Origin of the sequence: Silvania hatchlandensis (genome assembly GCF_025564065.1) — a bacterium.
Taxonomy (GTDB): Bacteria; Pseudomonadota; Gammaproteobacteria; order Enterobacterales; family Enterobacteriaceae; genus Enterobacter; species Enterobacter hatchlandensis.
Genome location: NZ_JAMGZK010000042.1, coordinates 33,462 through 46,869, shown reverse-complemented (window position 1 = coordinate 46,869; position 13,408 = coordinate 33,462). Strand labels below are relative to the sequence as shown.

Below are 13,408 nucleotides of genomic sequence, written 5' to 3'. Positions count from 1 at the left end.
CACTTCTCCAGCGGGAAAAAGCAACAGCCTGAGGCAAAGTGTAACTAATGATTCCGATTAACATTCTTCTGTTACGCTTCGCTGTGTAACGATTACACGCTTTCCTATGGGGTGCATCACGTTTGTGAATTGCCCCTCGGCCGCAAGCTTGAATACACCTCGCTTTTCCGCAACACTAGTTGGTGTGTAAACGCTTACCCCAAAGAGAAGGTATCGAATGGCGACAATTAAGGATGTGGCCCGACTGGCTGGTGTTTCTGTCGCCACTGTTTCGCGTGTCATCAATGACTCACCGAAGGCCAGCGAGACATCCCGCAAGGCGGTGCTCACCGCCATGGAATCGCTCAACTATCATCCCAATGCCAACGCCCGCGCCCTCGCTCAACAGTCCACCGACACCGTCGGGTTAGTGGTCGGGGATGTCTCGGATCCCTTTTTCGGCGCAATGGTCAAAGCCGTAGAGCAGGTCGCCTATCAGACCGGCAATTTTCTGCTGATCGGCAACGGCTATCACAACGAACAGAAAGAGCGTCAGGCCATTGAGCAGCTGATTCGCCACCGCTGTGCGGCGCTGGTGGTGCATGCTAAAAAGCTGACGGATGAAGAGCTGGTGCATCTGATGAATCAGATCCCCGGCATGGTGATTATCAACCGCATAATCCCCGGCTACGAACAGCGCTGCGTGGCGCTGGATGACCGCTACGGTGCCTGGCTCGCCACCCGCCATCTGATCCAGCAGGGGCATACCCGCATCGGCTATCTGTGCTCGAATCACCCCATTTCCGACGCCGACGATCGCCTGCAGGGCTACTATGATGCCCTGCGCGAAAACGGCCTGCCCTGTAACGACCGACTGGTAACCTACGGTGAACCCGATGAGAGCGGCGGCGAACAGGCCATGACGGAACTGCTGGGACGCGGACGCAACTTTAGCGCCGTCGCCTGTTACAACGACTCGATGGCGGCCGGGGCGATGGGGGTGTTGAACGACAATGGCATTGATATTCCGGGTGAGATTTCGCTGATTGGCTTCGATGACATTCTGATTTCTCGCTATGTGCGTCCACGCCTGACGACCGTGCGTTACCCGATTGTCACTATGGCAACTCAGGCCGCCGAGCTGGCGTTGTCACTGGCCGATAAGCGCCTGCCGCCGGACGTGACGCATATCTTCAGCCCGACGCTGGTGCGCCGTCACTCGGTCACGCCACCGGCGGAATCCGCCAGCGAATAGCGGTAAAGATGGACTGTTTTGTTCGGGTACTCCAGCGCATCGCCGATGTAGTGCCAGCCGTAACCTTCATAAAAATCGCGACAGGCCGACCAGAGATGCAGGTCGCGATGCCCGGCCTCGGCGGCATACGCCTGCACGTGTCGCTGCAGCTGCCCTGCCAGCCCTTTTCCACGCGCCTGTTCATCCACGTACAGCGCCGCCAGCCACGGGAAGAGATCCTGGCGGGTAATCAGATCGCAGCGCCAGAGTCCCACCGTGCCGAGCAGGCGCTCGCCCTCGGTGGCGATAAAGGTCAGCGGCAGCGCGCCCGGGGTCTGACTGTGGGCCACTACGCTTGCAAAAAACTCACGCGGCAGTCCGTCACCAAACGCCTGCCACTGCCAGTCGATGACCTGTTCAGCGTGTTGGGGCGCCCTGTATAGCGGTTGAATATTCACACCAGTTTGCCCTGGAAAATAGGTACGGATTCAAACAGGTAGCCGTCAAAATCCGGGGCATCTTCGTCAGACAGCTCCAGCAGGCTCTTTTTCACGTTTTCCAGATGTTGCCACATCGCCTGCCAGGCCCCCATCACGTCGCGGCGGCGCAGCGCAGCCAGAATGGTCTGCCTGTCGCCCAACCACTTCAGGCGATACGCCCGGCTGGCAATATGCACGTTAAACTGTTGCCACAGCGGGCTGCTGTCCATGTGGTGCCAGACGCTTTCGACGGTCGCCAGCAGCATCTGATTCTGCGTGGCCCCCGCCAGCACCAGGTGGAACATCTTGTTGTTGTCCTGGCTGTTGTCGTTGGCGGCGATGGCGCGCTGCTCCTGCTCGATGATGCGACGCAGGTTGTCGATATCCGCGCGGGTCGCCATTTTGGCGGCAAAGGCGGCAATATTGCTTTCGAGCAGCTGGCGCGCCTGCAGGATTTCAAACGGGCCGACGTCGCTTTTTAACAGGCGCTCTTCCTCGTTCTCGTGCTCCTCGGGGATACGCATGACGTACACGCCGGAACCCTGGCGGATATCCACGGTACCCTGCAGTTCGAGCATCAACAGCGCTTCACGCACGATGGTGCGGCTGACGCCGTAGGTTTCCGCCATATTGCGTTCCGGCGGCAGGCGTGAGCCCACGGGATAGTGCCCCTGGATGATTTGGTCGCGAAGATCCTCGCCTATCTCCTGGTACTGTTTCTTTTCCGCCGGGACGACTGCCTTATCCACGTTATCACCTGTGCTGTGAGTTAATGCGCAGGCCGGGCATCCTCCCGGCCAGTGTGGGCGCTATGTTACCAGAACCGCCGCAATCTTCGCCTACTTCCATTCGTCATCGACGTTCAGGGTCAGCATGCGCTCATCGCGCAACTGGCGGAACCAGCTGGCCGATTTTTTGGCCCGCCGGGCGCGGTTGTTATCAAGGTCGATTTCAATCAGGCCGTAGCGGTTTTTAAACGCATTCATCGGCGAGACGTTATCGGTAAAGGCCCATAGCATATAGCCGTGGCAGTTGGCCCCCTCCTCACGCGCCAGCAGCGTATAAAACAGATGCTCGCTGATAAAGTTGATGCGGTAGTCGTCGGCAATTACCCCGTCGCTATTGCGGTACTGCGCTTCGTTTTCGACCCCCATTCCGCTTTCGGCCACAAACCAGTCGATGTTGCGATAGTCGTTTTTAATCCGCATCGCCATGTCGTAAATAATGCGCGGGGCAATCTCCCAGCCGCGCGACGGATTCATCCGCCTGCCCGGCAGCTCAAACGGCTCGTAGTAGTACGCCGGGTGGAACGGCGTCTCAGGATGCCAGGCGCGGGACGGGGCTTTAACCCGGTGCGGGTAATAGAGGTTAATCCCCAGCTCGTCGACGGTGTTATCGGCGATCAGCGCCAGCTCATCGTCGTTGTAGTCCCACTGCACCTGATGTTTATCCAGCAGGGTAAACAGTTCCTGCGGGTAATGCCCGTGCACCAGCGGATCGAGGAACACCCGGTTGTAGAACAGGTCGTAGATCTCCGCTGCCTTTACGTCGTGAGCGGCGCGGGAACGGGGATACGTGACTTCCGGGTTAAGGATGCAGCCCACGCTGCCCGCGTAGCCTTTGTCGCGGAACAGCTTCACTACCTTCGCCGTCGCCAGCACCTTATGGTGATTCCACTGCATCCAAATACCGGTGTTCTGCTCGTACGGCCAGCGCAGCGCATCCAGATAAACCCGGGTCTGCACCACAATCGGCTCGTTAAAGGTAAACCAGCGCTTCACCAGGTGGTGATAGCGGGCAAAGACCTGTTCGGCGTAGCGGGTGAACAGTTCGACCACGTGCTTCGACGCCCAGCCACCGTAGGTGTCCAGCAGCGTACCCGGCAGCTCGTAGTGCTCAAGGCAGATCATCGGCTCAATGCCCTGACGCTGCATCTCGGCGAACAGGGCGTCGTAATACGCGGCGTACTCCTTATCCACCGTCGCGGTTTCATAGTCGGTGAGAAAACGCGACCAGTTGATCGAGGTGCGATAGTGGGTCAGCCCGGCCTGCTTCATCAGGGCCACGTCTTCACGAAAACGGTTGATGAAATCGGTGGCCACCGCCGGGCCATAGCCGTTATGCCAGACCTGACGATCGTTTTTGTACCACTGGTCGATCCATGAATCCTGCCCTGCTTTCTTGCCGCTCCAGCCCTCGGTTTGCCAAGCGGAGGCGGCGGCCCCGAGGATGAAATCCTCAGGGATGGTTATCTGTTTTATGCTCATACGTTATTCGTCGCCTGTTGGTTTTGCGCCTGCAGTGCTGCCTGCTCGGCACGGCGTGAAGCGATCTTCACAAACGGCAGATAGATAAGGACGGCGGTGATGATGCAGATACCCTGCGTGACCACCGCGCCCATTGAGCCCGCGGTAGAGAGCCAGGCGTTAATCAGCGGCGGCGTGGTCCAGGGCACCATCACCACCGCCTTCCCGGCAAAGCCGGTGACGGTGGCGAAGTAGCCGATAGAGCCGGTGACCAGCGGGGTGATGATGAACGGGATCGCCAGAATCGGGTTGAGCATGATTGGCATACCGAAAATCACCGGTTCGTTGATGTTAAAGATGCCAGGGCCGATGGAGAGCTTGGCGATCTCCTTCATCTCTTTACGCTTGGTGCCAATCATTACCGCAATCAGCAGGCCGATGGTTAAGCCCGAGCCGCCGATGCTCATGTACACATCCCAGAACGGCATGGTGATGATGTTCGGGATCTCTTTGCCCTGCTCAAAAGCGCTCATGTTGACGGTGATGGCCCCCAGCAGCAGCGGCTCGCGGATCGGTTTGATCATCTGGTTGCCATGAATGCCGATCACCCAGAACAGCTGGGCAACAAACATCAGCAGCAGGATGCCCGGCAGGCTTTGCACCACGCGCTCCAGCGGCTGTTGCACGACCTGGTATACCGCATCGTACAGATACATGCCGGTTGCCTGGTGGAAGACAAAACCAAAGGTGGCGATGGCGGTGGTGGTAATAATGGCCGGGATCAGCGCCGAGAACGAGGCCGCCACGTTTGGCGGTACGGTGTCAGGCATTCTGATTTTCAGGCCCGGACGCCCCTCGAGCCAGCAGTAAATTTCCACCGACAGGATGGCGATAAACATCCCGAGGAACAGGCTGCGGGTGTCGGAGAACTGGCGCATCAGCACGTCTTTAACCATGTGCATTTCGCCATCGACCATCATCTCGACGGTGGTTGGCGTGACGCAGATAAAGCAGATCACCGCCAGCAGACCTGGGAACAGTGACTTGATGCCGTTAATGCGCCCCAGCTCAATGCCGATCAAGAACACCGCACCGATATTAAGGAAGTTCAGCGTGGCGTAGTTGAGCGCACTGGTGATCGGCTTTAAGGTGGCCAGAAACGAGAGCGATTCAAAACTGGCTAAGCCGTTTTTCGGATCCAGCACCATGTTGGAGATCAGCACCGAAAACGCGCCCACGATGATGACCGGCATTAAGGTGATGAAGGCAGATTTTATCGCCATGATATAGCGATAACTGTTGAACGTAGTGGCGAAACTGCCCAGCGAATTGATCAGTTTTTCCTGTAATGCCATCGGGTAATACCTCAGTAAAAGGGCTTTTTATTGGGATAAGGTGGACAGCCTGCTTCTATTGGCATACCAAAAATAGCTTCTGATGATAATTTGTTCTGTGATTAAGCTCTCAACGCGGAAAGAGGTATTCCAGAGTGTGATTTACCGCCACTTTGGTATGCCACTTTCACCCACAACGATCGCCGTAACCAAAAAGCGTGATCCTGATGGGGGTTTTGCCCTTCCCGCCCGGCTTATGCGCCAGACCGTCTGTGATAAACTGCCGGGCATAACGGGGAAGCAGGAATAATCAATGGCAACAATGCTGGATGTCTCACTGCGCGCGGGCGTGTCGAAAGCCACGGTGTCGCGCGTACTGAACGGCACGGGTCAGGTCAAAGAGAGTACGCGTCAGCAGGTCTTTCGCGCGATGGAAGAGCTGGGCTATCGCCCTAATTTCCTGGCGCGCTCGCTGGCGAACCGCACCAGCAACAGCATTGGGCTGGTGGTGTCGACCTTCAACGGTTTTTACTTTGGCCGCCTGCTGCAGCAGGCTTCTCGCCAGACCGAATCACACGGTAAGCAGCTGATTGTCACCGACGGGCACGATACCCCGGAGCGGGAAGAAGAAGCCGTGCAGATTCTGGCCGATCGCCAGTGCGACGCCATTGTGCTGTATACCCGCTTTATGAGCGAAAAGGCGATCATGAAGCTTATCAACAGCGTCTCGATGCCGCTGGTGGTGATCAACCGCGACGTCAGCCAGGCGCGAGAGCGCTGCGTGTTCTTCGAGCAGCAGGACGCCGCCTTTAAAGCGGTGGAGTACCTGATTAGCCAGGGCCATCGGGAGATCGCCTGCATGACCGTCCCCATCCACACCCCGACCGGCAAGGCGCGCCTGATGGGCTACCGCCAGGCGCTGGAAAAACATGCCATTGCCTGGGATGAGAGCCGGGTGAAGTATGGCGATGCGGGCATGACCCGAGGGTATGAGCTGTGTCAGGAGCTGCTTAACGAAAAGGTGTCGTTCAGTGCGCTGTTTGCCTGCAACGATGATATGGCGCTGGGGGCCTCAAAGGCGCTGCACCAGGCCGGGCTGCATATTCCGCAGGACGTGTCGCTGTTTGGTTTTGACGATGCGCCGTGCGCGAAGTGGCTGGAGCCTGCTCTGTCGACGGTCTATCTGCCGATCGACAATATGATCACTACCGCTATCGATCAGGCGATTCGGCTGGCGAGCAGTCAGCCGATCGAGGCGATCCCGCCCTTCACCGGCACGCTGGTATTACGCGATTCGGTGGCGACGGGACCCTGGTTTTCTCAGAACAGTTCGAGGGCGAGCAGTTCCTGAATGGTCTGGCGACGGCGAATCAGACGCGCCGCGCCGTTATCGAACAGCACTTCCGGCAGCAGCGGACGGCTGTTGTAGTTCGAGGACATGGACGCCCCGTACGCGCCGGTATCGTGCAGCACCAGATAATCCCCCGGCGCAACCGCTGGCAGGGCGCGGGTTTCCACTTTTCCGCCTTCCTGCTGGGTAAAGACATCCCCGGATTCGCACAGCGGGCCTGCCACTACGGTTTCTACGCGCGGTGCCTGGGTTAAATCACGACCGTCGGCGGCCAGCGCCGAAATGTGGTGATAGCTGCCGTACATTGACGGGCGCATCAGATCGTTAAAGCCCGCGTCGATCAGCACGAAGTGACGGCTGCCCATCGCCTTCACGCTGCGCACCTGTGACACCAGCACGCCCGATTCAGCCACCAGGAAACGACCCGGCTCGATCTCCAGCTTCACCGCATGACCCAGGTGGGCGGCGATTTTGTCGCGCGCGCCGTTCCACAGGCCATAGTAGTGATCGGTGTCGATCGCCTCTTCCCCTTCGCGATACGGGATCGATAAGCCACCGCCTGCGGAGATCGCCTCCAGATCCTGACCAAACTCAATCACCTGGCGCACCATCGCACCGCATACCTGCTCAAGATGGCCGTAATCCACGCCGGAGCCGATATGCATGTGAATGCCCACCAGCGTCAGGTTATAGCGTTGCAGCACCTCCAGCGCCGCCGGCAGGTCGCTGTACCAGATCCCGTGCTTACTGTTTTCGCCGCCGGTGTTCGTTTTTTGACTGTGGCCGTGACCAAAGCCTGGGTTAACGCGCAGCCAGACGCGATGGCCCGGTGACACCTGACCCAGCTGCTCGAGCATATCTACTGAACCGGCATTCACCGGGATCTGCAGTTCATGGACCCGGGCCAGCGTCGCGCTGTCGATCAGATCGGCGGTAAAGACAATTGCATCGCCGTCGATCTTTGGATCGTATCCGGCGGCCAGCGCGCGCTCGATTTCACCCAGCGACACGGAATCCACCTTCACGCCCTGCTCGCGCATCAGGCGCAGAATGTGGATGTTAGAGCAGGCTTTCTGGGCAAAACGCACTACGTCGAACTGATGCAGGGCCGCAATTTTCTCGCGGATAATCTGTGCGTCGTACACCCATACCGGGCAGCCAAACTCAGCAGGCAGGCGCAGCAGATTGTCGGCATTCAGGTCGGTGTCGGTATTGTTCAGCGGGCGTGGCATGGTGCTCTCCGGGAGGCTATTTTTTTATGATTACGCCACAGTGCGAAGGGAATAAAAAATATCGTTTTATCGCCAGTCTATGCAAAAATGATATGGATTCTGCTCAGACAGGTTGCGACTATGCCCGCTGTAAACTTACGCCACATTGAGATTTTCCACGCCGTGATGACCGCCGGTAATCTGACCGAAGCCGCACGCCTGCTGCGCACTTCGCAGCCGACGGTAAGCCGCGAGCTGGCGCGCTTTGAAAAGGTTATCGGGTTGACCCTGTTTGAGCGCACGCGCGGACGCCTGCATCCCACAGTGCAGGGGCTGCGGCTGTTCGAAGAGGTACAGCGATCCTGGTACGGGCTGGACCGCATCGTCAGCGCCGCCGACAGCCTGCGCGAGTTTCGCCAGGGCGAGCTGTCCGTCGTCTGCCTGCCGGTCTTTTCCCAGTCGTTTTTACCCGCCCTGTTGCAGCCGTTTCTGGCCCGCTACCCGGACGTGAACCTGACGATTGTGCCCCAGGAGTCGCCCCTGCTGGAGGAGTGGCTCTCGGCCCAGCGCCATGATTTAGGCCTGACCGAAACCCTCGCGACCCCGGCGGGTACCACACGTCACGAGCTGCTGTCGCTGGATGAAGTTTGTGTTTTACCTGCCGGGCATAAGCTTGCGGAAAAAGCGGTGCTGACCCCGGCGGATTTTCACGGCGAGAACTACATCAGCCTGTCGCGCACCGACAGCTACCGGCAGCTGCTGGACTCGCTGTTTGCCGAGCATCAGATTAAACGACGGATGGTGGTGGAGACCCATAGCGCGGCGTCCATCTGCGCGATGGTGCGGGCCGGGGTGGGGATTTCGGTGGTGAATCCGCTGACGGCGCTGGATTATGCCGACAGCGGGATCGTTGCCCGCCGGTTCAGTATTTCGGTGCCGTTCACGGTCAGCCTGATCCGCCCCCTGCACCGCCCGGCCTCGGCGCTGGTCGACACCTTTAGCCAGCATCTGCAAGCGGGTCTTGGTGCCTTTACCCGCCCGCTGGAACAGCTGTTAGCGTGAGAGCATAAACTCCACCGCATCGGCGGCGTGGATCGCGGCCGTATCAAACACCGGGATCGGGCTTTCCACCGCCGGGATCAGCAGGCCAATTTCGGTGCAGCCGAAGATCACCCCTTCTGCTCCTTGATCCGCGAGCTGCTGGATCAGCTCAAGGTAATAACGGCGCGAGGCGTCGCTGAAGGTGCCGAGGCACAGCTCGTCGAAGATCACCTGATTGATGCGCGCCCGGTCGGCTTCGTCTGGTATCAGGGTTTCAATGGCAAACTGCGACGTCAGCCGCCCGCGGTAGAAATCCTGCTCCATGGTGTAGCGGGTACCCAGCAGCGCTACGCGAGTCATGCCGGTGGCGGTAATGGCCCGGCCGGTAGCATCCGCGATATGCAGGAACGGCAGCGAACAGCGCGACTCAATCTGTTCCGCCACTTTGTGCATGGTGTTGGTGCAGAGCAAAATACCCTCCGCCCCTGCCCCCTGTAACCCCAGCGCGGCACTGGCGAGGATCTCCCCGGCTTTATCCCAGTCACCGCTGGACTGGCAGGCTTCAATCTCGTGAAAATCGACGCTGTGTAGGATCAGGCTTGCCGAATGCAGCCCGCCCAGGCGTTGTTTTATCCCTTCGTTAATCAGACGATAATAAGGAATGGTGGATTCCCAGCTCATTCCTCCCAGCAGGCCGATCGTTTTCATCTCTTTCTCCGTTGCGGTTTTCCCCAGTGAAGCAAACTTGTGATCGAGTTTCCAGTTCTCTGTTTCCACATTTCCTTTTACCCGCGTCTGGGATAAATTAAATGAAACATCGTTTCACTATAAAAAGGACACAGGCATGTTTATTTTCCACAAAGAGACCTCTCTGGAAGATCTCGGCAATGGCGTTTCACGTCGAATTCTGGCGCATGACGGCAAAATGATGGCGGTAGAAGTCAATTTTGAACAAGGCGCAGTAGGCCCGATGCATAACCACCCGCACGAGCAGCTGACCTATGTTTTATCCGGCGAATTCGAATTCACCATCGGTGAAGAGAAGCACGTTGTCACCGCTGGCGATACGCTGTACAAGCAGCCGCATATCATGCACGGCTGCGTGTGCCTGAAGCCCGGTACGCTGCTGGATACCTTTACCCCGGTTCGCGAAGACTTCCTGAAATAAAAAATCAGGCGATGCGCAGGCATCGCCTTTTTAGCCTCTGACCTTAGCCACTCATCATTCCGCTGAACAACAATTCAAGTTACTAATCATTTCGTTGCTACTTATTCTGATGTTACCAAATTGCTACCAATATTAGTCGTTTGTAACTGTTGGCCATAACTCCCAGAATACTTGGGCTCTGACCGTTGTTTTTGCCGGTTTTTTTTCAGTGCCTTTCCCCATACACCGCTAAAAATGCCACGCATCTCACCTTATTGAAACGCTGTTTCGACCTCGATCACATTTCCACTATTTATAGAATGACGCCGATTGAAATCAGAATAAAATAAATTAAAACGATGTTTTACAATTTGAAAACGATGGTTCATAAGTTTTAAAAAATTGCGACACCGGGCAAATTTCCGTTTTAAACCATTAATTACCAGGTAGGTATGTATGAATGAAAACAAGATGCTGGGGCTGGCGTGGATATCACCCTACATAATAGGGCTGATACTCTTTACCGCCTTCCCCTTCGTATCATCTTTCTTTCTCAGTTTTACTGATTACGACTTGATGAGCCCGCCGGTATTTAACGGCATTGAGAACTATCGCTACATGTTTACAGAAGACACCCTCTTCTGGAAATCCATGGGCGTGACCTTTGCCTATGTCTTTTTAACCATCCCGTTAAAACTGGCATTTGCACTGGGCATTGCGTTTGTTCTGAACTTTAAACTGCGCGGCATCGGCTTCTTCCGTACCGCTTACTATATTCCGTCGATCCTCGGCAGCTCCGTCGCCATTGCCGTTCTGTGGCGCGCCCTGTTTGCGATTGATGGCCTGCTTAACAGCTTCCTTGCCGTGTTTGGTTTTGACGCGGTGAACTGGCTTGGCGAACCGTCTCTGGCGCTGATGTCCGTCACCCTGCTGCGCGTCTGGCAGTTTGGTTCTGCGATGGTGATCTTCCTGGCCGCGCTGCAAAACGTACCGCAGTCTCAGTACGAAGCCGCGATGATCGACGGTGCGTCCAAATGGCAGATGTTCATGAAAGTGACCGTGCCGCTGATTACGCCGGTTATCTTCTTCAACTTCATCATGCAGACCACGCAGGCGTTCCAGGAATTTACCGGACCTTATGTTATTACCGGCGGTGGACCAACTTACTCCACTTACCTGTTCTCGCTGTACATTTACGACACCGCATTCAAGTACTTTGATATGGGTTACGGCGCCGCACTGGCCTGGATCCTGTTCCTGGTAGTCGCTGTCTTTGCCGCTATCGCCTTCAAGTCTTCGAAATACTGGGTGTTCTACTCCGCCGATAAGGGAGGCAAAAATGGCTGATATTCAACAACTCTCCGAGGCGAGAAGCATCGCAGAACGTGAAGTGGCGCGCACGCTGCGCCGTGAAAAAATCAACGCCGCTATTCGCTATGTGATCCTGCTGTTTGTGGGTCTGCTGATGCTCTATCCGCTGGTGTGGATGTTCTCGGCGTCGTTCAAACCGAACCACGAGATCTTCACTACCCTGGGGCTGTGGCCTGCACATGCCACCTGGGACGGCTTTATCAACGGCTGGAAAACCGGTACCGAGTACAACTTCGGTCATTACATGCTGAACACCTTCAAGTATGTGATCCCGAAAGTGATCCTGACCATTATCTCCTCCACCATCGTGGCGTACGGTTTTGCCCGCTTCGAGATCCCATGGAAGAAATTCTGGTTCGCGACGCTGATTACCACCATGTTGCTGCCAAGTACCGTACTGCTGATCCCACAGTACCTGATGTTCCGTGAAATGGGCATGCTCAACAGCTACATGCCACTGTACCTGCCGCTGGCGTTTGCCACCCAAGGGTTCTTCGTCTTCATGCTGATTCAGTTCCTGCGCGGCGTACCGCGTGACATGGAAGAAGCGGCGCAGATCGACGGCTGTAACTCTATCCAGGTGCTGTGGTACGTGGTGGTGCCGATTCTGAAACCGGCCATCATCTCTGTCGCACTGTTCCAGTTCATGTGGTCTATGAACGACTTTATCGGGCCGCTGATTTATGTCTACAGCGTGGATAAATACCCGATTGCACTGGCTCTGAAAATGTCCATCGACGTCACCGAAGGTGCCCCGTGGAACGAAATTCTGGCAATGGCGAGCATCTCCATTCTGCCATCTATCATTGTCTTCTTCCTGGCACAGCGCTACTTCGTACAGGGCGTAACCAGCAGCGGAATTAAAGGTTAAGAGGGAAATATCATGGCTGAAGTTATCTTCAACAAACTGGAAAAGGTTTACTCCAACGGCTTCAAAGCGGTACATGCTATCGACCTGAAAATCGCTGAAGGTGAATTCATGGTGATTGTCGGTCCGTCCGGCTGCGCCAAATCCACTACCCTGCGTATGCTGGCCGGCCTGGAAACCATCAGCGGCGGCGAAGTCCGCATTGGCGACAAAATCGTCAACAACCTCGCGCCAAAAGAGCGCGGGATTGCGATGGTGTTCCAGAACTATGCGCTGTATCCGCACATGACAGTACGTGAAAACCTGGCCTTTGGTCTGAAGCTGAGCAAGCTGCCAAAAGCGCAGATCGAAGCACAGGTTAACGAAGCGGCCAAAATCCTTGAGCTGGATGAGCTGCTGGATCGTCTGCCGCGCCAGCTCTCCGGTGGTCAGGCGCAGCGTGTGGCCGTAGGCCGTGCGATTGTGAAAAAGCCAGACGTGTTCCTGTTCGATGAACCCCTGTCGAACCTGGATGCGAAGCTGCGCGCCTCGATGCGTATTCGTATCTCTGACCTGCACAAGCAGCTGAAAGCCTCCGGCAAACCGGCGACGACCGTGTACGTAACGCACGACCAGACCGAAGCGATGACCATGGGCGATCGCATCTGCGTGATGAAGCTCGGCCATATCATGCAGGTGGATACCCCGGACAACCTGTACCACCGACCAAAAAACATGTTCGTTGCCGGCTTTATCGGCTCCCCAGAAATGAACATCCGCGCCACCAGACTGGTGCAGCAGGACGGTCAGCTGTCTCTGACCATTGGCAATCAGACCATGCCGTTAAGCGCAGAGCTGAAAGAGAAAGTCGCCAGCTACGCCGATAAAGACATGTTCTACGGCATTCGCCCGGACTTTGTGTCGATCTCCGATGAGCCATTCGCACAAGGCGGCTGCAGCGGCGAGATGGTTCGCGCCGAAAACATGGGACACGAATTCTTCGTTTACCTGAAAGTTGGCGAGTACGAACTGACTGCCCGAATTCCTTCCGATGAAGCTAAGCCGATGATTAACAAAGGCCTTCACCGTAAGGTGTACTTTACGTTCGACATGCATAAGTGTCATATCTTTGACGCGAAAACTGAACAGAACATCTCTCTCTAACTGG

General features: G+C 56.5%; 13 protein-coding genes. 7 read left to right on the top strand and 6 right to left on the bottom strand.

Annotated features, from left to right (window positions below; genetic code table 11):
- Positions 1–217: 217 nt before the first annotated feature.
- A complete protein-coding gene (gene galR / locus M8014_RS06150) occupies positions 218–1,234 on the top strand; it encodes an HTH-type transcriptional regulator GalR (protein ID WP_271281651.1) in 1,017 nt (338 codons plus the stop codon).
- Here the strand turns inward: galR and M8014_RS06145 are convergent.
- From M8014_RS06145 to M8014_RS06130, 4 genes are all read right to left on the bottom strand, one after another.
- Positions 1,195–1,671 (bottom strand): GNAT family N-acetyltransferase, encoded by a 477-nt coding sequence (locus M8014_RS06145; RefSeq protein WP_271281650.1) that lies wholly within the window; start codon positions 1,669–1,671, stop codon positions 1,195–1,197. The two genes, galR and M8014_RS06145, sit on opposite strands and share 40 nt — an antisense overlap.
- On the bottom strand, positions 1,668–2,441 hold the full coding sequence (locus M8014_RS06140; protein WP_271281649.1) for a GntR family transcriptional regulator: 774 nt from the start codon (positions 2,439–2,441) through the stop codon (positions 1,668–1,670). Before M8014_RS06140 ends, M8014_RS06145 begins: the two co-directional genes overlap by 4 nt.
- A 90-nt stretch (positions 2,442–2,531) precedes the next feature.
- Positions 2,532–3,959: a glycoside hydrolase family 1 protein gene (locus M8014_RS06135; RefSeq protein ID WP_271281648.1), complete on the bottom strand. Its 1,428-nt coding sequence runs from the start codon at positions 3,957–3,959 to the stop codon at positions 2,532–2,534.
- Positions 3,956–5,293, bottom strand: coding sequence for a PTS sugar transporter subunit IIC (locus M8014_RS06130; protein WP_271281647.1), 1,338 nt, complete (start codon positions 5,291–5,293; stop codon positions 3,956–3,958). The genes M8014_RS06135 and M8014_RS06130 overlap by 4 nt, the downstream gene beginning before the upstream one ends.
- A 292-nt stretch (positions 5,294–5,585) precedes the next feature.
- Between M8014_RS06130 and M8014_RS06125 the strand changes: the two genes are divergently transcribed.
- Positions 5,586–6,623, top strand: a complete 1,038-nt coding sequence (locus tag M8014_RS06125) for a LacI family DNA-binding transcriptional regulator (RefSeq protein ID WP_271281646.1) — start codon at positions 5,586–5,588, stop codon at positions 6,621–6,623.
- On the opposite strand, the gene lysA is transcribed toward M8014_RS06125, so the two are convergent.
- Complete coding sequence (lysA, locus tag M8014_RS06120) at positions 6,593–7,855, bottom strand: diaminopimelate decarboxylase (protein ID WP_271281645.1); 1,263 nt, start codon at positions 7,853–7,855, stop codon at positions 6,593–6,595. The genes M8014_RS06125 and lysA overlap by 31 nt on opposite strands.
- 120 nt (positions 7,856–7,975) lie before the next feature.
- On the opposite strand from lysA, the gene M8014_RS06115 reads away from it, so the two are divergent.
- Positions 7,976–8,896, top strand: a complete 921-nt coding sequence (locus M8014_RS06115) for a LysR family transcriptional regulator (RefSeq protein WP_271281644.1) — start codon at positions 7,976–7,978, stop codon at positions 8,894–8,896.
- On the opposite strand, the gene M8014_RS06110 is transcribed toward M8014_RS06115, so the two are convergent.
- Positions 8,888–9,583, bottom strand: a complete 696-nt coding sequence (locus M8014_RS06110; RefSeq protein ID WP_271281643.1) for an aspartate/glutamate racemase — start codon at positions 9,581–9,583, stop codon at positions 8,888–8,890. The two genes, M8014_RS06115 and M8014_RS06110, sit on opposite strands and share 9 nt — an antisense overlap.
- A gap of 136 nt (positions 9,584–9,719) precedes the next feature.
- Between M8014_RS06110 and M8014_RS06105 the strand changes: the two genes are divergently transcribed.
- From M8014_RS06105 to M8014_RS06090, 4 genes are all read left to right on the top strand, one after another.
- Complete coding sequence (locus M8014_RS06105; protein WP_271267144.1) at positions 9,720–10,043, top strand: cupin domain-containing protein; 324 nt, start codon at positions 9,720–9,722, stop codon at positions 10,041–10,043.
- Positions 10,044–10,478: 435 nt separating this feature from the next.
- Positions 10,479–11,369 (top strand): carbohydrate ABC transporter permease, encoded by an 891-nt coding sequence (locus M8014_RS06100; protein WP_271281642.1) that lies wholly within the window; start codon positions 10,479–10,481, stop codon positions 11,367–11,369.
- Positions 11,362–12,264, top strand: coding sequence for a carbohydrate ABC transporter permease (locus M8014_RS06095; RefSeq protein WP_271281641.1), 903 nt, complete (start codon positions 11,362–11,364; stop codon positions 12,262–12,264). Before M8014_RS06100 ends, M8014_RS06095 begins: the two co-directional genes overlap by 8 nt.
- 12 nt (positions 12,265–12,276) lie before the next feature.
- Positions 12,277–13,404, top strand: a complete 1,128-nt coding sequence (locus M8014_RS06090) for an ABC transporter ATP-binding protein (protein WP_271281640.1) — start codon at positions 12,277–12,279, stop codon at positions 13,402–13,404.
- Positions 13,405–13,408 lie beyond the last annotated feature (4 nt).